The organism is Micromonospora trifolii (assembly GCF_022229005.1).
GTDB classification, from domain to species: domain Bacteria; phylum Actinomycetota; class Actinomycetes; order Mycobacteriales; family Micromonosporaceae; genus Micromonospora; species Micromonospora trifolii.
This window is the reverse complement of sequence record NZ_JAKKFD010000041.1, coordinates 115,694-134,764: the sequence shown is the minus strand read 5'-3', so window position 1 is coordinate 134,764 and position 19,071 is coordinate 115,694. Positions and strand designations below refer to the sequence as shown.

Annotated in this window: 21 protein-coding genes; 10 read left to right on the top strand and 11 right to left on the bottom strand. The window is 70.3% G+C overall.

The window, feature by feature from the left end:
* A partial coding sequence (locus NIE79_RS24410; protein WP_238680786.1) for a zinc ribbon domain-containing protein occupies positions 1-265 on the top strand: 265 nt, incomplete at its 5' end.
* A 30-nt stretch (positions 266-295) separates the two neighbouring features.
* Positions 296-1,087, top strand: a complete 792-nt coding sequence (locus tag NIE79_RS24405) for an IclR family transcriptional regulator (RefSeq protein WP_238680785.1) — start codon at positions 296-298, stop codon at positions 1,085-1,087.
* Positions 1,088-1,100: 13 nt separating this feature from the next.
* On the opposite strand, the gene NIE79_RS24400 is transcribed toward NIE79_RS24405, so the two are convergent.
* Entirely contained in the window at positions 1,101-1,415 is a 315-nt protein-coding gene (locus NIE79_RS24400) for a chorismate mutase (RefSeq protein WP_238680784.1), read from the bottom strand.
* A 93-nt stretch (positions 1,416-1,508) separates the two neighbouring features.
* Between NIE79_RS24400 and NIE79_RS24395 the strand changes: the two genes are divergently transcribed.
* Entirely contained in the window at positions 1,509-2,438 is a 930-nt protein-coding gene (locus tag NIE79_RS24395) for a CDP-diacylglycerol diphosphatase (protein WP_308193221.1), read from the top strand.
* A gap of 9 nt (positions 2,439-2,447) precedes the next feature.
* On the opposite strand, the gene NIE79_RS24390 is transcribed toward NIE79_RS24395, so the two are convergent.
* Positions 2,448-3,065 (bottom strand): TetR/AcrR family transcriptional regulator, encoded by a 618-nt coding sequence (locus NIE79_RS24390; protein ID WP_238680782.1) that lies wholly within the window; start codon positions 3,063-3,065, stop codon positions 2,448-2,450.
* An 83-nt stretch (positions 3,066-3,148) separates the two neighbouring features.
* Here NIE79_RS24390 and NIE79_RS24385 point away from each other — a divergent pair, with 83 nt between their 5' ends.
* Together NIE79_RS24385 and NIE79_RS24380 are read left to right on the top strand one after the other, a co-directional pair.
* Positions 3,149-3,577, top strand: a complete 429-nt coding sequence (locus NIE79_RS24385) for a hypothetical protein (RefSeq protein ID WP_238680781.1) — start codon at positions 3,149-3,151, stop codon at positions 3,575-3,577.
* 11 nt (positions 3,578-3,588) lie between these two features.
* Positions 3,589-3,975, top strand: coding sequence for a hypothetical protein (locus tag NIE79_RS24380; RefSeq protein ID WP_238680780.1), 387 nt, complete (start codon positions 3,589-3,591; stop codon positions 3,973-3,975).
* Positions 3,976-4,112: 137 nt separating this feature from the next.
* Here the strand turns inward: NIE79_RS24380 and NIE79_RS24375 are convergent, their stop codons facing one another.
* From NIE79_RS24375 to NIE79_RS24355, 5 genes are all read right to left on the bottom strand, one after another.
* Positions 4,113-5,060, bottom strand: coding sequence for an SMP-30/gluconolactonase/LRE family protein (locus tag NIE79_RS24375; protein WP_238680779.1), 948 nt, complete (start codon positions 5,058-5,060; stop codon positions 4,113-4,115).
* 157 nt (positions 5,061-5,217) lie between these two features.
* Entirely contained in the window at positions 5,218-6,105 is an 888-nt protein-coding gene (locus NIE79_RS24370) for a helix-turn-helix transcriptional regulator (RefSeq protein WP_238680778.1), read from the bottom strand.
* A 97-nt stretch (positions 6,106-6,202) separates the two neighbouring features.
* Positions 6,203-6,793 carry a TetR/AcrR family transcriptional regulator gene (locus NIE79_RS24365; protein ID WP_238680777.1) on the bottom strand — a complete coding sequence of 197 codons (591 nt, stop codon included), beginning with the start codon at positions 6,791-6,793 and terminating at the stop codon, positions 6,203-6,205.
* Entirely contained in the window at positions 6,786-7,622 is an 837-nt protein-coding gene (locus NIE79_RS24360) for an alpha/beta fold hydrolase (protein ID WP_238680776.1), read from the bottom strand. The genes NIE79_RS24365 and NIE79_RS24360 overlap by 8 nt, the downstream gene beginning before the upstream one ends.
* Positions 7,623-7,698: 76 nt before the next feature.
* Positions 7,699-8,481, bottom strand: coding sequence for a hypothetical protein (locus tag NIE79_RS24355; protein WP_238680775.1), 783 nt, complete (start codon positions 8,479-8,481; stop codon positions 7,699-7,701).
* A 53-nt stretch (positions 8,482-8,534) separates the two neighbouring features.
* On the opposite strand from NIE79_RS24355, the gene NIE79_RS24350 reads away from it, so the two are divergent.
* Positions 8,535-9,137, top strand: coding sequence for a class I SAM-dependent DNA methyltransferase (locus tag NIE79_RS24350; protein ID WP_238680774.1), 603 nt, complete (start codon positions 8,535-8,537; stop codon positions 9,135-9,137).
* A 91-nt stretch (positions 9,138-9,228) separates the two neighbouring features.
* Here the strand turns inward: NIE79_RS24350 and wrbA are convergent, their stop codons facing one another.
* Positions 9,229-9,837, bottom strand: a complete 609-nt coding sequence (gene wrbA, locus NIE79_RS24345; protein WP_238680773.1) for an NAD(P)H:quinone oxidoreductase — start codon at positions 9,835-9,837, stop codon at positions 9,229-9,231.
* Between the two features lie 184 nt (positions 9,838-10,021).
* On the opposite strand from wrbA, the gene NIE79_RS24340 reads away from it, so the two are divergent.
* The gene (locus tag NIE79_RS24340; protein WP_238680772.1) at positions 10,022-12,850 is read left to right on the top strand and encodes an AfsR/SARP family transcriptional regulator; all 2,829 of its coding nucleotides are present in this window, start codon (positions 10,022-10,024) and stop codon (positions 12,848-12,850) included.
* 69 nt (positions 12,851-12,919) lie between these two features.
* Complete coding sequence (locus NIE79_RS24335) at positions 12,920-14,476, top strand: alpha/beta hydrolase (protein ID WP_238680771.1); 1,557 nt, start codon at positions 12,920-12,922, stop codon at positions 14,474-14,476.
* Between the two features lie 128 nt (positions 14,477-14,604).
* Here NIE79_RS24335 and NIE79_RS24330 read toward each other — a convergent pair whose 3' ends face one another.
* Positions 14,605-14,937, bottom strand: coding sequence for a carboxymuconolactone decarboxylase family protein (locus tag NIE79_RS24330; protein WP_238680770.1), 333 nt, complete (start codon positions 14,935-14,937; stop codon positions 14,605-14,607).
* Between the two features lie 55 nt (positions 14,938-14,992).
* Positions 14,993-15,385: a YybH family protein gene (locus tag NIE79_RS24325; RefSeq protein ID WP_238680769.1), complete on the bottom strand. Its 393-nt coding sequence runs from the start codon at positions 15,383-15,385 to the stop codon at positions 14,993-14,995.
* Positions 15,386-15,609: 224 nt separating this feature from the next.
* Here NIE79_RS24325 and NIE79_RS24320 point away from each other — a divergent pair, with 224 nt between their 5' ends.
* Positions 15,610-17,493 (top strand): alpha/beta hydrolase-fold protein, encoded by a 1,884-nt coding sequence (locus tag NIE79_RS24320; RefSeq protein ID WP_238680768.1) that lies wholly within the window; start codon positions 15,610-15,612, stop codon positions 17,491-17,493.
* A gap of 66 nt (positions 17,494-17,559) precedes the next feature.
* Here the strand turns inward: NIE79_RS24320 and NIE79_RS24315 are convergent, their stop codons facing one another.
* Complete coding sequence (locus NIE79_RS24315) at positions 17,560-18,273, bottom strand: alpha/beta fold hydrolase (RefSeq protein ID WP_238680767.1); 714 nt, start codon at positions 18,271-18,273, stop codon at positions 17,560-17,562.
* 109 nt (positions 18,274-18,382) lie between these two features.
* Between NIE79_RS24315 and NIE79_RS24310 the strand changes: the two genes are divergently transcribed.
* Positions 18,383-19,048, top strand: coding sequence for a DNA alkylation repair protein (locus NIE79_RS24310; RefSeq protein WP_238680766.1), 666 nt, complete (start codon positions 18,383-18,385; stop codon positions 19,046-19,048).
* The last annotated feature ends 23 nt before the right edge of the window (positions 19,049-19,071 follow it).

Genomic DNA, 19,071 nt, shown 5'->3' with positions numbered 1-19,071 from the left:
GCTCGCCCTGCACGAGCGTGACTACGACTGTGACGCGTGCGGCCTGGTCATCGACCGTGACCACAACGCCGCACTCAACCTGGCCGCCCTAGCGGCCGAGCTCAACAACACCGCCGGGAGTGGCTCGGTGGCAGCACGCGGAGCCGACCAGAAGACCCACACACAAGGGCAGGTGGCTATGAAACGTGAACCCGGCACGGCATCCGCCGGCAAGACCGGGACCGCCCCCACCGCAAGGCGGGGCGACCGATCATGCGCTCACTAAAGCGCACCGAAAGGTAACGGAGACACAGCCTTGGCGCAATCGATTCGCCGCGCGATCGACCTCATCCGTCGATCCGCGGAGCACCCGCTGTCCCTTACGGAGGCTGCGGACGTGCTCGGCGTCCACAAGTCCACAGCCCTGCGCATCCTGCAGACGCTGGAGGCCGCGCGCTTCGTCCGCCGGACCGGCGCGGGCACCTACGTCCTGGGCAGCGGCCTGATCGAGTTGGCCGAGCTCGCGCTCGGCTCGATGGACCTCCGCCAGCCCGCTGCCGCACACCTACGTGCGCTGCAACGCGAGACCGGCCACACCGTACACCTGGCGCAACTGACCGGCGACGAGATCATCTATATCGACAAGGTGGACAGCCCGGCGTTCGATGCCGTCAAGCTGCCGTCGCGGATCGGCCGCGCGGTGTCCATCTACGCGAGCGCTGTGGGCAAGACGATCCTGGCCTACCTCCCCCGCCAGGAACGCGACCGCCTTCTCTCCCACGTCGTCTTCGAGAAGTTCACCGACACCACCTTCACCGACCACGACGCCCTGGAAGCCGAACTCGCTCGCATCCACGACTGCGGCTGGGCCATGGACAACGGCGAGCACGACGCGTACGTGATGTGCGTGGCCGCGCCGATCAGGGATTCGCGGGGGCAGGTCATCGCCGCCGCCTCGATCACGGCGATCGAGGTCATCGCAAGCCTCGACCAGCTCAAGAGCAACCTTCCGCTGCTCCTGGAGACGGCAAACAAGATTTCGTACGAGCTCGGCTACGCGCCGCCCACCTTGGCGAGCCCGGACGGTGAGAGCCGCTCGGCGACCTGACCGCCCCGCGCGATCACCGCGTTGTCGGCGCCGACCCGCCGGTGACGCGGTGGTGTTCGTCGGTCTCCATGTCGATGAAGGCCTGGATCATGCCCCGGTAGATCCGTTCGATGAGATCCGGCTCGGCACCTGCCTCGCTGGCCAACGTCCGGACCCGGGCCACCACCTGCGCCACCCGGTCCGGGGCACGGACCGCCTGAGCGTCGCTCTTGAGCGGCGCGGCCTGCCGGACCAGCGCCTCCCGCCGGGCGAGCAGCCCGACCAAATCCCGATCCAGCTCGTCGATCCGAGCACGGATCTCGGTCAACGTCGCCGCCGTCTCTGCCACGCCGGAATCGTCGCACGACGGCGACACGATCAGGCGACCCGTTCACCGGCTGACGCGTCGAATGGCGGCTTTCACCCTAATCTCGACACGTTCATGTTCGGCTCCGCACCGCAAGCACGGAGGATGACGATGGGCGGAATGCCACGACGTCAGTTCGTCAGACTCTCCGGGACCGCTGGCGCCACGGGACTGCTGGGTCTCATCGGCGCGGAACGGGCGTTGGCCGACGGCGGCCCGACTCCCGGGCCGTCCCCATCGACACCCGGCGGCCCCGGCGCCGCGGCCTGCCCCACACCCTCGCCCCTCTGCGGCCTGCCCACCGACACCGGGGGCAGGTACGACCTGTGGGACCGGGTCCAGGTCTGCGAGGGCACGAAGACCGGCCCACCGTTCCCCCAGTGTCTGCGCACGACCCCCACGTATTTAGTCCTTAATGGAGGGTCGGGCTCGAGCCACGACTTCCTGCTCGTGCCCAGTTGCCGGATCAGCGGCATCGAGTGTCCGTTCATCACCACCGCCAACGCCCCGAACTACTGGCTGGAGGCGTGGGACAACGCGCAGCCGGGGCAGCCGGGGCACGTCGTCTACCCGCATATCGGGCTGGGCGTCAACTCCGCCGACCCGACGATCCGGATGCAGGACCAGCTGCACATCCACCTGGCCGGGATCCACTCGGGAATCCAGACGCAACTGAACAACCACGACAGTGCGATCAGCAACGACCCGTCGCGGTGGCGCAACCAGATCGTTCCGATCTGGGGCCTGACGAGCACCGGCCTGCCCGCCCCGCGCTCGTACCGGGTGCTGCACGTCGCGAACCTGAACGGGAACCTCTTCCGGCTCCTGCTGGACAGCGTGGTGCGGCCGACCGGCGCGACAATGGCCGCGCAGATGCTGGCGGTGACGCCCCGCCTGACCGGCGGCGGCGGGTTCTACGTCCTGAACAGCGAGCCCGGTCTGCCCGTCCCGGCCGGCCAGCCCGGCGGCACGGGCACCGTCGACTTCCTGCTCGCGTACGCCTGAGCCGTCCGATCAGCGCAGCAGCGCCATCCGATCGATGATGGAGTCGCGCAACTCAGGTGGCCACGGGAACAACGGCGCCGCCACCTGGAGCTGGGCAAATCCGTGCAGCCCGACCCAGAGCGCAGTCGCGTCGCCGAAGGGGTCCGCGCTGGTCGATCGTCCCACCGCGACGCAGTCGGCGAGCGCACGCCGGAATACCTCGAAGGCTCCCATGCCGAGCACGGCGAGCTGGTCCGCCATGGCCGGGGCCCGCTCAAGGGCCTGCCCGGCATCCCAGACGGCACCGAACATCACTCGATACTGATGAGGCCGGCGTTCGGCGAAGGTCAGATAGGCCGCGCAGATAGCGCGTAGGCGCTCGACCGGATCCGGGTCATCCGCCGCACTCAACTCCTGCTCCAGGATGTCGAACGCGCGTTGCGCGACAGCGAGCAGGATCGAGTCCAGGTCGGGAAAGTGCGGATAGATCGACGGTGCGGAGATGCCGGCCTGTCGGGCGATCCCCCGCAGGGTCATGTTCTGCGGCGTGCCGTCCTCCAGGAGCGTCATCGCGGCGTCGACGATTTCGTCGCGCAGCTGGGCACCTTCGCCGCGCTTGTTTCGGGCCCGCGTTCTCGGTGTGGTCACTCCTTCACTTTACAGGTGTTAGGCGAGTGTGTAAGTTAACGGCTGTAAGTTCACAGCCGTTTCTCGACGAGATGGAGCATCCCGTGACCACCGCGACCGCTACCCGAACCGACAACGCCGCCCCCACCTATCACGCAGACCTCGTCGGCCGCGGGCTGGCGGCTCTGGCGTCCCTCGCCACCGGCGTCGCGTTCGTCAACGGCGTCCTACTGACCATCAACGCCAACGACGACCGCCTGTTCATCGAAGGCTGGCGAGTCTCCAGCTTCGGCATCTTCGCCGCGCTCTTCGCCCTGCTCGCGGTCAGGCCCCGTCAAGCGGCCGGCGTCTGGGAGATCGTGCTCGTCGGCAAGGGTGCGCTCGTCGTGTTCGGCGTGCTGATCGGAGACGTCGCCGAGGCACGCCTGTCGGCCATCATCGACTTCGGGCTCGTCGCCGTCGTCGCGGCCGCCTACGTGTTGTGCCGCGGCTGGTTGGCGTGGCGTCCCGCGACCACCAACCCGACCCGATGACGGAGACGACAATGCCCTCCGCCTCGCTGTCCCGGCGCGTCGACCGGACCGTCATCATCTCGATCTGGGCGGTCCCGGTCCTGGTCGTCGGCCAGTTCGCCATGCTGGCCATCGTCCCGGTCACCCTCGCCCTGATCGTCAGCCTGCGGCACGCCCACCTACGCGGACTACGCCGCTGGGCGGTCACTCTCGCCACCGCCTACGCCACCCCGCTGATCCTCTGGGCCACCGGGCCCGACCGCGCCCCGAGCCTGTCCAAGGACATGCACCCGGTCCTCGCCGCACTGATCGTGGTGGCCGCGCTGGCCACGGCAACGGCCTACCACCTCGGCCGTCGGCGCCCGAGGAGGGCTGACGGCCCGTCGAGCGAACGGCCGCACCTCCGGGCCGCGCCGTGACCGATCCGCTCCTCCCCCGCCTGGGCGGAAGCGTCGGATCGCCCGTCGCCGTCATCGGACGGTGGCGGGCGATCCGAGCTCTCGGTATGGAGGGAGCCCGCCCCACTGATCGATGGGGATCTCCTGGCGGGGACGGGTCAGCGAAGCGGCAGGGTGGCCAGCGCCAGGTTGGGGTCGATGCCGGTGCTGTACGCGGCACTGAGCACGTAGACGGTACTGCCGCGCACGGCCACCGAGGTCGGGTTCTGCAACCCGTCGGCGGCGCTCATCAGCGTTCGTGAACGGCCGGCCACGTCGATGCTGACCACCATGTTCGGTCCGTTCAGCGCGGCGATGACCTGTCGGTCACCGGCGCCGACGAAGGCGAAGTCGTCAATGCCGACCAGGCCGGTCGCCGCCACCCGGACCGGCCCGGGCCGGCCGTGCCGCAACGGAATGCGCAGCAGCGTGCCGTGGTCGAGGTTGGTCGCCCAGATCGCGTCGCCGCGTACCTTGATGCCGTTGGCGCCGAGAAACCCCGCCGCGGCGAGCTCGGGCGCCGAGGACCAGACTTCGGCACGACCGCCTTCCAGGGGAACTGTCGAGATCGTGCCGAGCACCGAGTCGGTGAGGTAGAACCTCCTCGTCCCCGGCTCGAACGCCAGGCCGTTGGGGAGCCCGTCGGCCGGCAGGGCCGCGATGCGGTGCGGGGTCCTGCCGGGGCGCAGTCGGTACAGCCCCGTGGTGGCGGCATCGCCGCTCGCGTAGAGGAAATAGATGGTGCCGTCAGCCATTCGGACAATGCCAGTGGTCAGCGCGAACGCGAGCACCGGCGTGTTGACGCCGCCATCGGCGGGGGCCGGCAGGGTCGCCAGGATCCGCGTTCCGCCGGACGGGGTGACCGCGGCGACCTGTCGGGCGGCCGCGAAGGTGACGTAGGCGGTGCCGTCCGGGCCGAGCGCGACGTTCTCCGGCAGCTGCCCCTTGGCCGGGTCGAAGTGGACAGCGATCCGCGATGGCACCGGCGCGACCGACGATCGGGGCGTGGAGACGGTACGCGCTGCTGCGGTAGCGGCCGGTGCGGCGCTCGACGGTACTACCGTCACGACGCCGATCCCCGCTGCTGCGACAGCGACTGCGAGGGTCATCGCTCTCTTGCGCATATCTTGTCCTCACTCACTGTGTTGTTGATGGGCTTGAAGAGGGCGCGACGGGTCCGGCGCTCCTTGCGGAGCACCTGAGGTCGAGCCGATGGGGATGGCGCTATTCGCGCCTGACGAGCGGCTGCGGAGCACCGGCACGGGTGGTGACGGCGCCGTGCACGAGCAACGTCATCGCCGAGTGAGATGCCGAGCCGGGTTCGGTGGTGGCGACGACGACGCTCTGGCCGTCCTCGGTACGCAGGGTCTGCTGTGTCACGTCCATCGCGCCGACCAGCGGGTGACGCATCCGGTAGACGGTGTCGCCGCCGGCCTTCACCCGGTGGTCGGCCCACATGGCGGCGAACTCCGGACTCCGCACCGTCAACTCACCGACCAGCGCGGCCGTCAGCGGGTCGTCCGGGTGCTGCCCGGAAGCCATCCGCAGCGTCGCCACCACCGCGCGGGCCTTTGTGGGCCAGTCCGCGTACAGGTCGCGGGTGTGCATGTCCAGGAACACCAGCCGTGCCATGTTCGGGTGCTGGTTCGGCCTCTCCGGGATCTCCGGATCCAGGTGGCCGGCGAACAGGGCATGACCGGCGGTGTTCCAGGCCAGCACGTCGGCGCGGCGACCGAGCACCACCACTGGTACGTCACCAAGCGTCGCGACGAGTTGGCGTACCGCCGGGCTCACTCGCTCCGGGGCCGGGCGACGTACGGCGGGCCGACGGCGGGTCCCGGCCGCCAGCTCGCCCAGATGGCGGCGTTCCGCGTCGTCGAGTCGCAGTGCCCGGGCAAGCGCGTCGAGCACCTCGGGTGAGGCGTTCACGGCCTGCCCCTGCTCCAACCGGGAGTAGTACGAAACGCTCACCCCGGCCAGCAGGGCCAGCTCCTCCCGGCGTAGCCCTCGAACCCGGCGCCGGTCACCGTACGTCGCCACGCCGGTGTCCTCCGGCCGCAGCTGGGAGCGCCGGGCCTGGAGGAAGTCGCCGAGCTGTCCTCTCGCCTTCATGACTCGAAGTATTGCGAGCCCTGCCGGCCCCAACCACTCCCTGCCAGGGGTAGGCACCGCGTGGGGAGGCAGCCGTTCGGGTAGCGGCGACCCGGTGTCAGGCGGTGACGTCGCCGCGGCTGGCGGCGCCGGCGCGAAGGCCCTGATCGATGAACGTGACCAACCAGGCGAAGCTCTCGTCGACGGACGCGTCGATCTGGAACCCGCCGGCCGCCTCCAGGGTGGCGAACCCGTGCAGGACGCTGCGCAGCGTTCGCATGGCGTGGATCTCCTGGCCGGGGTCCAGGCCGTACCCGCTCAGCATGGCCGCCCAGGAGGCGAGCACCCGCTCGCTGGCCGGGATGAACGGGTCGTCGGGGCCGGTCGGGCGGGTGGCGTTGGCGGCCGCGTACCGGCCGGGGTGTTCCCGCACGTACGTCCGCATCGCCTGCGCGCCCGCGGCGAGGGCAGCGCTGCCGGAACGTCCCTGAATGGCGTCGCGGATGGTGTCGCCGGCCTCGGTCATGGCCAGGACGGCGATCCGGTGCGCCAGCTCGGCCTGGCTGGTGACGTGCTTGTAGAGCGAGGGTGTCTTGATCCCGAGCCGTTCGGCGAGCAGGCCCATGCTGAGGTTGTCGAAGCCGACCTCGTCGACCAGCGCGGCTGCGGCTTCGGTGACCGATGCCGGGGTGAGTCGGGCCTTAGGCACTGGTCAGCGTCCGGGCGAGGAAGGGCAGGGCCAGGGCGACGACCTCGTCGGGCGTCTGGACGTGCGGGTAGTGGCCCGCGCCCTCGATGACAGCCAACTCGCCGAGCCCTCGCGGCAGGTCGGCAACGATGCGCTCGCCCTCGGCCCGCGGGTCGGCCCAGTCGGGGTCGGCGCTGCCCTGGATCACCAGGACCGGGGAGGTGACGTTGGGCAGTTGCCGACCGGCGTCGTCCGGGCTGCTCTTGGCCATGGCCTGGAGGGCCTTCATCCGGCCGGGCTCACTCATCTTGGCCTCGATGCGCGCCAGCTCGCTGTGCCAGTCGGCGGGCTTGGTGGGGATCGCCACGTCGAGGTACTTGCGCCAGTTCGCCAGGCTGCCCCGCACGAGCACCTGCGCCAGTTGGAGGTAGCCGGCCCGGAAGCGCTTCACCCGCACCAACCCGCCGAGGTCGAAGGACTGTACGCGGGTGAACGGCGCCAGCTCGATGGCGCCGACGATCAGCTCGGGCGCGGTGGCGGCCGCGATGGTAGCGGCACCGCCGCTGATCGACTGGCCGATGATCACGGCCGGTCCGCCGAGGTGGCGCACGACGGCGATGAGGTCGCCCGCGATGTCGGTGCGGCTGTAGCCGTCCCAGCCGAGGCTGGAGTCGCCGCAGCCACGGATGTCGACGTTGGCGACCCGGTAGCCGGCCGCGGCCAGGGCCGGGGCGACGAATCGGTAGGAGTGCCGGCTGTCGCCCATGCCGTGCGCCAGCACGACCAGTGGGCCCTGCCCGGTGACCTCGTAGGCGATGGTGTTGCCGGCAATGTCCAGGTTTTCGATCATGACGCCCCCAACTCAAGCTAACGCGATTAGCTTTAGGCTAACCGCATTAGCCGAAGATGGCAAACGCGGAACGCCGCTACCTGCCTCCGCCCAGGCCGAGCTGGGGATAGAGGGCGTCGGGGGCGGGAACCGCTCCGGACGGCCGAGCGACAGTGACGGTCGTACCGAAATCGCTGTAGCGCAGGGAGGCGTTCGGCAATCCGCTCGCCTCCGGCATCAGGAAGCTGACCAGCCGACCCTCGGTGTCCAGCGTCGCCCGGAACGCGTGGCTGCGCGCGCCGTCCGGAAGTGCGCCACCGGGAGGGGGTTGGAAGCTGATCCCGTTGCCGGCGCGAACACGGGTCGCGTCGATCGTCCCGGTGATCTGGGGCCCGTTCGCCCGTGCGGTGACGATCGCGTCGATGAGGCGGCCGGAGCCCCCGAAGTCGTTCCTGCCCGGCGCGAAGCTCAGGGCGAAGTCCGACGGCACCCGGGCCGGGTCCAGGACCATCCATCCGTCGCCGACACCGCGCATGGGTAGACCGATCCTCATGTAGACCTCGTCGTCGATCATCCGGATCTCGATGCCCCCACCTGGCGTCGAAATGGTGCCGATCGAGCGCTTGTGGACGTTGTCGCTGTGCGACAGCGTCGTGATCTGACTGGCGATATCGACGTCGCTGCGAAAACTCGTCTGATCGACGAACGCCGTGCCCGCCCTCAGCAGACCGATCGCCTCGGCCGTCGTGGTGGCATCGGCGCTGGAGCCCGACACCGGGGCGGATCGAGGTTCGGGTTCGCTCTCCGTCGGCGCGCCAACCGTGCAACCCAGCAGGAGCAGGCCCGCAGAAATGCCGGCCAGTGTGGCTCGACGTGTCATGGCCATCACGGTAGGCCGCCTCGACAAGCTCTGGTGACCCGTATAGTTCCGCGATGGAAACGGACACGGTGCGGCAGGCTTACACGTCCGTCGCGGAGCTCTACATCGAGCTGTTCGGCACGGGCCAGCAGGTGGACACCGACGACCTCGCCCTCATCAGACGACACCTGGGCAGCCGGCCCGGCCGGGTGCTCGATCTGGGGTGCGGGCCTGGCCACCTCACCGGCTACCTTCGTGAGCTGGGCGTCGACGTGATGGGGATCGACCTGGTCCCCGAGTTCATCGCGCATGCGCGGGCGTCCCACCCGGGCGTCGAGTTCCACCTCGGGTCGATGGAACGCCTCGACGTCGCCGAGGACTCCATCGACGGCATCCTGGCCTGGTACTCGTTGATCCATCTTCCGCCGCCGGAACTCGACGGCATGCTCGAGGAGTTCCGGCGAGTGTTGGTCCCGGCCGGGCGGTTGGTCCTGGGCGTCTTCGACGCCGAGGAGGTCGGCGCCTTCGACCACAAGGTCCTCACCGCCTACCGCTGGCCGGTCGACGAGATCTCCGAACGACTCGGCCGGGCCGGCTTCCGGGAGGTCGAACGCCTCCGGCGGCCCGGCACCGACGAGCATCGGCCGCTTGCCGCCGTCGCGGCGATCGCTGTGTGAGCGCGCCGAGGGCCGGCCTCCCATCGTGGGAGGCCGGCCCTCGCCCACCTGAGCACCCGCGTCGACGCGGGTCCCGATACGGCGGCAGCGCTCAGGCGCTGAGCTTCCCGGCGATCTTGACGACCCGCTCGGCCATGTGGTCGAGGGCGGCGAACTGGGCGTCGCCCAGCGGGGCGTCGTTGCTTCCGCCGGTGACGTGCGAGACGCCGTACGGGTTGCCGTCGGCGAACTTCAGCGGGTCGGTGTAACCCGGGGCGACGACCAGCCCGCCGAAGTGGTGGACGGTGTTGTAGAGCGCGAGAAGTGTCGACTCCTGGCCGCCGTGCGCGGTCATGGATGCGGTGAAGCCGGCGTACACCTTGTCGGCGAGCAGCCCCTGCGCCCACTGCGGGCCGAGGGTGTCGATGAACTGCTTGAGCTGGCTGGCGACGTTGCCGTAACGGGTGGGCGTGCCGAAGAGCACCGCGTCCGCCCAGACGACGTCGTCGGCGGTCGCCTTCGGCTCGTCCTTCGTGGCGTCGAAATGCTGGCTCCAGGCGGCGTTGGAGGCGATGGCCTCCGCCGGGGCGAGCTCCGGAACCTGACGCAGCCGCACCTCGGCGCCCGCCTTCTCGCCAGCCTCGGCGAGGCGCTTGGCCATGGCGTGGAGGGTACCGGTGGACGAGTAGTAGATGACGGAGAGCTTGGTCATCGGAGGCATCCTTCCCAAAGTAGTTGCCGCTGATAAATTTGCGGCCGCAACAATCTCGACTGTAGCAGCCACCTCGCGGCACCCCAACGTCCTGACCATGCCCACCGGCGTGACGGAGCACACCAGCAGGCGGGCGCGGGCTGCGGCCGTCCAGCCGATGAGGCGGAATGGTTCGGGCCCCTACGATGAGGCGATGGACCCCGCTGGGGCGCCGCCGGCGACGCCGTACCAACTGCTCGGGCCGGTCGAGGTGCGGTCGGCCTGCGGAGAACGGCTGGCCCTCGGCACGCCGATGCAGGTGCGCCTCCTGGCCGTGCTGATGGCGCAGCCGGGCACCGGGTGGTCCATCGACCAACTCGTCGACGAGCTGTGGCAGGGGCGCCCGCCGAAGACGGCAGCCGGCAACGTGAAGACCTATGTCTGGGCGCTGCGCCGGGCGCTGCGCTCCCCGGGCTTCCCCGACCCCGCCATCCTCGCCGGGCCCACCGGCTACCGCCTCGCCCTCGACGGGCTGACGGTGGACAGCGTGGCCTTCGACGACCTGGCCCAGCGCGGATATTCCGCGCTGCGGCAGGGTCACTGGTCAGCCGCCCAGGAGTCGTTCGAGGCCGCGCTCGCGCTCTGGCGTGGCGAGCCGTTCGCGGGCCTCCCCGGCTGGGGCGTGTTGCTCTCCGTCCGAGCGCGGCTCCAGGAGCAGCGGTCAAGCCTGGCGGAAGAGGTCGCGGACCTCCAGCTGCGCGCCGGACGGCATCACGAGCTGATCGAACCGCTGCGGAGCCAGGTCGACGACGATCCGCTGCGCGAGCGCCCCTGGGGGCAACTGATGGTGGCCCTGGCGCGGACCGGCCGGCGCGCCGACGCGCTGGCGACGTACCGGCAGCTCCGCCACCTCCTCGCCGAGGAGGTGGGAGTCGAGCCCGGTCCCGATCTCCAACACCTGCACACCCGAATCCTGCGGGCGGAGCGGGAGCTGTTGACATCCGATCCGCGGCCACCGGAAACCTGCCCGCCGCCGGTGGTCCCCCGACAACTGCCGGCTCCACCGAGTCTGTTCACCGGCCGGGCCGGAGAGCTGGCCCGGCTCACCACGCTGCTGCTCGCTGACCCCGGCTCGGCCGGCACCGTCGTCATCACCGGCACGGGCGGCGTCGGAAAGAGCTGGCTGGCGTTGCGCTGGGCGCACGACAACCGGCACCACTTCCCCGACGGGCAGCTCCACGTCGACCTAAGTGGATTCGGCACCGCGACGCAGGAGGCGTCACCCTCGGCCGTCGTCGTACGCTCGCTTCTGCCCGCCCTGGGTGTGAAACCCCTGGAGATCCCCGCCGAGCCGGCCGCCCAGTTCGCCCTGTACCGCAGCCTGACCGCGAATCGGCGGCTACTCGTGCTGCTCGACAACGCCCGCGACGCGGAACAGGTACGGCCGCTGCTTCCGGGGTCGACCCGCTGCGGCGTGCTCGTGACGAGTCGCCACACGTTGCCCGGCCTGGTCGCCGCCGATGGTGCCCATCCCCTTGCGCTGGACCTACCCACCGACGACGAAGCGCGCCAACTGCTCGTCCGCCGACTGGGTGCGCAGCGGGCCGCCGCCCAGCCGGCAGCGGTGGACGAGCTGATCAGACGTACCGCGCGGTTGCCGCTGGCCCTGTCCATCGTGGCCGCACGAGCCGCCGCCCGACCCACGTTTGCGCTCCAGGCCATCGCCGACGACCTGGCGGCGAGCCGGGGCGGGCTCGCCGCCCTGGCCACCGACGATGCCGCCACCGACGTGCGGACCGTGCTCTCCTGGTCGTACCGCCTGCTCAGCGCGGACGCGGCCCGACTGTTCCGGCAGATCAGCCTGCACCCCGCTCCGGACGTCAGCGCGGCGGCGGTGGCCAGCCTCGCCGGGGCGCCACCGCACCTGATCCGGCCGGCGCTCGACGAGTTGACCCGGGCGAACCTGCTGGCCGAGCCGTCCCCCAACCGCTACCGCTGTCACGATCTGCTGCGCGCCTACGGGGAGGAGCTGACGTACTCCCTCGACCGTCCGCCCGACCGTAGCGCCGTCCGAGGACGCGTGCTCGACCACTACCTGGGTGTCGCTCGGGACGCGGCGAGGCTGGTCGACGCCGGTTGGCAGCCGCTCGATCCGCCTCCCCTGCCCGCCGACGCGTCACAGTCGGCGTTCGCCGACCACCGGGCCGCGTTGGCCTGGTTCGCCATCGAACAGCAGGCGCTGCTGGCAGCCGTCGACGACGCGGTGGCGCACAACTTCGACGCCCACGCCGGGCAGCTCGCCCAGGCCCTCACTCCGCTGCTCAGCCGGCTCTCGCAGTGGCACGACCTGGCCGCCGTGCAGGCCATCGCTGTCACCGTCGCGCACCGCCGCGGTGATCCGCGGGCCGAGGCGCTGGCCCACCGGGACCTCGCGCTGGCCCACATCCAGCACCGCCGGTTCAGTGCTGCTCACCATCACCTGCGGCGCGCGATGGCCCGGTGCGACCAGGCCGGCGACCGCCCGGGGCAGGCCAGCACCCACCTGCACCTCGCCTGGCTGTCCGACATCGAGGGCGACGCCGGGGCGGCACTGCTGCACGCCAGGCGGGCGCTGGCGCTGGCCAGCAGCACCGACGACCGACTCGGCGAGGCGGCGGCGCTCAACGCGCTCGGCTGGAGCCACGCCCAGTTGGACGAACACGCCCGGGCCATCGCCTACTGCGAGCGGGCGCTCGCGCTCTACGAGGAGGCCGAGGACCGGCTCGGCGCGGCCCACACCTGGGACAGTCTCGGATTCGCCTATCACGGCCTCGGGAAACACCCGACAGCGGCCGACTGCTACCGGCGCGCCCTGGCGCTCTACTCGGACGTCCAGGACCCGTGCGGGAGGGCTGACACACTCGTCCGCCTCGGCGACACCCATCAGGCGGTGGGCGACCACGACACCTCGGTCGACCTGTGGCGCCAGGCGTTGGCGATCCTCGACCGGGTCGGGCATCCACAGGCCGCGGTGCTGTCCGAGCGGCTGGCCGCGTACCGATGACCTCCCTGCGCCGGCCGTCCCCGGACCGGCATGGATCCGACGTGGACCGGGCATCGGCAGGCTGGACGAATGTTGACCACGAAGAGAACCACCTTCCGGCATCCCCGCAGGGTTGACCCTCGTCGTCGGCGGCTCCTCGGCAGCCTCTCGGCCGTCGTCGCGGTCCTCGTCGCCCTGTCGCTCAACGCCCCACCGTCGCTCGCGGGCACCACGCCGACGGCCGACAGAACCGGGTCGGTCACCGCCGGCGGGTGGAACGGTCGGATCGACTGGCAGGCGTGCCCGGAGCGGCCCGACGATCCGGGCACCCGGTGCGGCACCCTGCGCCTGCCTGTCGACTGGGCCCGACCGGGAGGGGAGACCTTCCCACTGGCGCTGGCCCGGCGCACCGCCACCGACCCGGCCGCCCGCATCGGTGTCCTGGTCTTCAACCCCGGCGGCCCCGGCCTGTCCGGGGTGGACGTGGCACTGACGGCCGACAGCCAACTCGGGCCGGACGTGCTGCGCCGCTTCGACATCGTCGGCTTCGACCCCCGGGGCACTGTCCGTAGCGCACCGGTGCGCTGCTCATCGACGCTGCTGGCCCGGCACCCCTCCCTGACGCCCGCCAACGCAGCGGAGTTCGAGCGACTCCGCACCTACAACCGCCAACTGCGCGACGACTGCCGCGCTCACAGTGGCCCGCTGTTCGACCACCTGGACAGTGTGAGCGTCGCGCGTGACACGGACGCCATCCGGGCGGCCCTCGGTGAGCGACAGCTGAGCTTCTATCAGTGGTCCTACGGCACACTGATCGGGCAGTCCTACGCCGAACTGTTCCCCGACCGCGTCCGCGCACTGGTCATGGACAGCGTGATGGACCACAGCCAGGGGGTTCGGGAATACTTCCGCGGCGGGGCGGCCAGTAACGAGGCGCTGTTCCACGAGTTCGTCACCTGGTGCGAGCAAAGCCCTGGCTGCGCACTGCACGGACGTGACGTGCCGGCGCTCTACGACCGACTGACGCGCCGTGCTGACGCCGGCACGCTCGTCGACGCGACCACCGGCGCCAAGCTGAGCTGGTTCGAGCTTGGCTTCGCGACTTTCGTCAACTTCTTCGACGCGACCTGGGCCGATCTCGCGAACATGCTGCTCGCGTTGGAGCGGGGCGAGGCCGCATCACTCGCGTCCCCGATGGTGCCGGTGAACGGCGACGAGGACCTGACCGAGTACGCGCTACCGGCGTTCTGCCAGGACTGGTCCCTGCCGGTCGACGGGTTCGCCGACTGGAACCGGTATCTCGACCTGTCCCGCGCCACGGCACCGCACCTGCGGGCCTCCCCGGTGGCAGTCCGCTTCGCCGCGATCTGCCTGGGCTGGACGGCGAACAACCCACAACATCGACTGCAGGTCCGGACGAGCGCGCCGCTGCTGGTGCTCAACGGGCGGTACGACCCGGCCACCCCGTACGACGGGGCCCAGCGGGTGGTGCGTCAACTCGGCAGCCGGGGCCACCTCCTCACCTATGAGGGGTCGGGCCACGCCAGCTACCCAAGGACCGAGTGCACCCGTCGTCAGGTGGAGCGGTACTTGATCACCAGAACCACACCGCCGGTCGGCGCGAGCTGCCCGGCCGCCCCGGTCTGACGGTTCGACGTCGCCACGGTGACGCCCCAGCTCACGGTAGGTAGTGCGACCGGTCCGACGACGTGTCGGTCAGGTCTCCTACCGCGGTGGCTGGGGCGTCGCCGCTCGCTTGGCGATGCGGGGGTGGGTCAATCCTCCTGATCGGCGAAGACCTGCTTGGCCACGGTCATCGCGGACACCGCCCTGGGCCAGCCGGTGTAGAAGGCCAGGTGGGTGATCGCCTCGATCAGTTCGGCCTCGGTGAGGCCGTTGCGCTTGGCGAAGGCGAGGTGGAACGCGAGCTGTTCGGTGTTGCCGCTGCCCGTCAGGGCCGCGACGGTGACCAGGCTTCGGTCCCGCTTCGTCAGCTCGGTGCGCTCCCAGACCTGCCCGAACAACACGTTGTCGGTGTAGTCGACGAGAGTGGGCGCGAAGCCACCGAACATCTTCTGCGCGTTGGACGGTTCCTTCTTCTCGGCCATCGGTTCTCCTTGGTGGGTCACTCGGAGCAGCTGTCTCGTCGGCGGGTTCCTCGGGTCACGACCCGTCCGGGGGGTCGGCGGGCTGCTGTCCCGGCCAGAACGGCCACTCCTCGAATGAGCGGCACCGTCCGTCGTCGGCGAACCGCATGACCCACAGGTCGCGGTACTCCTGGTCGACCGGGTCGCCGTAACGGACCTCCTGGCGCGACACGGCGGTGTCACCCTCGACCGCGACGATGTCCGTGGTCAACTGGAACACCTCGTCGGGGCCCTTGCGCTGCTTCTCCCACATCTGGGCGATGGCCGGCAGGCCGACGACCGGCGTCCAGTACGGCCCCTGCTGATAGCTCGCATCCTCGGTGAAGAGCGTGACCAGCGCGTCAGTGCCCGGGGTCCGCCAGAGCCGCTCGTAGGTCGCCAGCCAATCCTCGACGTGCTTCCTGTCCATGGCCATCACCTTGCCACCCGGGCGGCTCTCAGCTGGGAAAACCCGCGGGCTGCGGGCAGCGCACCCATCGAGGCGCTGGCCGGCCTCGGCCGCGGGCACCCTTGACATCGAAAGGTGTAGCCAGCGACACTCCCGATGCTAATTCGATTTAGCGACCATCGAGGCCCTCAACTTCCAGTGCCCGGACCAGACCGCGACGAGCGACCACAGAGGAGTCTTCGCGCATGAGGGAAACGACCGGAAGACGCAGGCTCCGGCTTGCGATCTCGATCCTGGCGCTCACGGCACTCGGTGCCGGGGCCGTCGTCCCCGCGCCGGCCGCCGCCGCCGGCAGGCCCGCCCCCGTACCGGGTGCGACGGTCAAGGCGGACCGCAACTCACCGACCGGTTACACAGTCACGTTCACCTACCGCAATCCGCACGCCACCCAGGTCCGCCTCGCCGGGGATCTGACCCTGCTCGACGTCGCCACCGGCACCACCCGCTACCAGCCGGAAGAGTGGCGACCGGGGCGCTACCACGCGGGCGGCACCGAGTTCCTCCGGGACATGACCCGGGACCCGAAGGGGAACTGGTCGGTCTCGCTCCCGCTGCACGCCGGAGGTCTCAGTTACTGGTACCGGGTCTGGGACCCGACCCAGGGCTGGGAGAACAAGCGCATCTGGGACCCCGCCTCGACGAACCCTCGGCCGCCGGGCGAGTCCTCGTTCCGGGTCCGGAACAACGACGTGCTCGACGCCGTGCACGTGCCGTACGCCAAGAAGCAGAACGACCCGGTGCTGAAGGCACGTGCGGAATACGAGTTGCCGGTGACCGACCGGGCGAGGCGAGGAACCGTCAGGTACGTCCCGTACACCACGATCCTGGGCGACAGCGGCCACTACCTCGGCGTCTACCTGCCGGCCAACTACGACGCCAACCGGGCGCAGCCGTACAAGGTCGCGTATCTCGCCCACGGCATCTTCGGCGACGAGACCGACTTCATGGTCCCCGCGAACGTCCCGAACATCCTGGACAACATGACGGCCAGGGGTGAGATCGAGCCGACAATTGTCGTGACCATGGGCAACCACTTCACGGGCACCAGCCTCGGCTTCGGGTCCTACAACCAGACCAACGCGGCCAACAACCTGGTCCGGACGATCCTTCCCCTCATCGAGGGCAGCTACAACGTCTCGACCGAGCGCTCCGGACGCGCCTACGCCGGGTTCTCGTACGGCGGGATGACCGGCGGTGTCGTCATCAAGAACTACCCGAGCACCTTCGGGTTCTACGGACACTTCTCCGGCAATCCGTCGCTCACCACCCAGGACTACGACACCATCGCGAACGCGGTCGGGGACGACGACCTCTCCGTCTTCCTCGGCAATGGCATCTTCGAGGGCAACCTCAACGCCCAGAACGCCATCGCTGACAACTTCCGGGCCCGGGGATACGCCGCCGCGACGACCCAGGTCCCCGGCGCGCACGACGGAATGACGGCGGGGCAACTGTTCACGATCTTCGCCCGGGACCACCTGTGGTCGGGGGTCGACTCCGTGTCGGTGACGCCAGCGACGGTGAACCTGACGAAGGGGTGGAACTGGGCCAGGCAGTTCACCGCCCAGGTGACGACAAACGAGGGTGTGAGCCCGGCGGTGACGTGGACGGTCCAGGGAGCGACCTCCACCGAAACCACCATCTCCGCGGAGGGTCTGCTCTCGGTCGCCGCCGCGGAGACCGCGTCGGCGCTCACCGTCGTGGCGACGTCGGTGGTCGATCCGGCCATGTCACGCTCGGCCCGGGTCACCCTGACGCCTGCGGGCCCGGCCCGGGTCGCGGTGAAGGCGAAGGCCACGCCGGCCTCGGTCGTCAGCGGTGGCACGTTCACCCTGACAGTCGACGTACGGGCTCAGTCTCCGCACCGCAAGGCGCCGAAGGTGACCGGCGAGGTCGCCGTCACCTTCGGCGGCACCACCCGGGTGGCGCCGCTCCGTAGTGGCGCGGCCGTCGTCGAACTGCCGACCGACGGTCTGCCCGCCGGGGTGTACCCGGTGCACGTCGCCTACTCGGGTGACAGGGTCCACGCCCCCACCGCAGCGGTCCACCAGCAGCTGCGGGTTCGCTGACCAACAGGCAGGGGTGGGCCGACGACCTCTCGTCGTCGGCCCACCGCCTGCTGTCCGTCCGGACCGTCAGCTCACGCCCCGAACCGCCTCGATGATCGTCTCGGCGACCTCGCCCGGACGGGCCACCGTCATCGCGTGCGAGCCGCCGACGACCTCGCGCTGCCCCCGGGGTTTGGCCCGCTCGGCCATGAAACGGTGCACCTCGGCGGGGATGTTCTTGTCCTCGTCCCCGAAGACGAACCAACTGGGCAGCGACCGCCAGGCGGGGTCGCCGGTGAGCTTGTCGGCCAGGCCCTGTTCGGTGATCGGCCGCTGGGTCCGGGCCATCAGCGCGGCCACGTCGTCCGACGAGTCCGCGCAGAACTGCGCGTGGTACTGGTCCTGGCCGATCGCCACCTCGTTCCCGCCGGTCGACACCGGGTACTGCACCAGGGTGTCGGCGAGCGTGCTGCCGGGGAACTTCGCGGACAGCGTCATCGCCGACTCGCCGGTGTCCGGGGCGAAGGCGTTGACGTACACGAGGGCCCGCACCGAGGTGTCGCCAGCTGCGGCCTGCGTGATCACCATGCCGCCGTACGAGTGGCCGACGAGGACGACCGGACCGCCGATCCCACGCACGACGTCCTGCACGTACGCGGCGTCGCCCGCGACGCTCCGCAGCGGGTTCGCGACGGCCACCGAGTCGTACGCGGCGCCCAGCCGCTCAAGGACACCGTTCCAACTCGCCGACTCGGCGAACGCGCCGTGCACGAGCACGATGGTGGGCTGTGGATCTGGCATGACAGGTGCCCCCTCACTCCGTGAAGCTGTTCACCGCCGGTCGCACTGGTACGCCTGGATACCCGTTACGCGCGTGTGAAACGTCCGACCCGACGAGCAGGAGGTTGCGGTGGCTACGACGACGCTGGCCGAGGTGACGGCCGAACTGGCCGAGCTGGAGGACCCGAAGGCGCGGGAGGTGAACGCCAGACACGGTGACGATCATGGTGTGCACCTCGGCGCGCTTCGGGCGCTCGCGAAGCGGCTCAAGACGCAGCAGGATCTCGCGCGCCAACTCTGGGCGACGGGCGATGCCTCGGCGCGGCTGCTGGCGATCCTCATCTGCCGTCCCAGGGCGTTCGAGCGGAACGAGTTGGACGTCATGGTGCGCGAGGCGCGCACCCCGAAGGTGCACGACTGGCTCCTGAACTACGTGGTGAAGAAGAGCCCGCACTCCGAAGAGCTGCGACTGGCCTGGTTCGCCGACCCGGATCCCGTGGTCGCGAGTGCCGGCTGGGCGCTGACCACCGAGCGTGTGACGAAGAAACCCGAGAGTCTGGACCTCCCGGGGCTGCTCGGTGTCATCGAGACCGAGATGAAGGACGCGCCGGATCGCCTGCAGTGGGCGATGAACCACTGCCTGGCGCAGATCGGCATCGAGCACGCCGAGCACCGCGAACGGGCGATCGGCATCGGTGAACGCCTGGAGGTGCTCAAGGACTACCCCACCTCCCCCGGCTGCACGTCGCCGTTCGCGCCCACCTGGATCAGCGAGATGGTGCGCCGAGCGGGATAGGCAGCGCGTCTGCGGGGTCGACG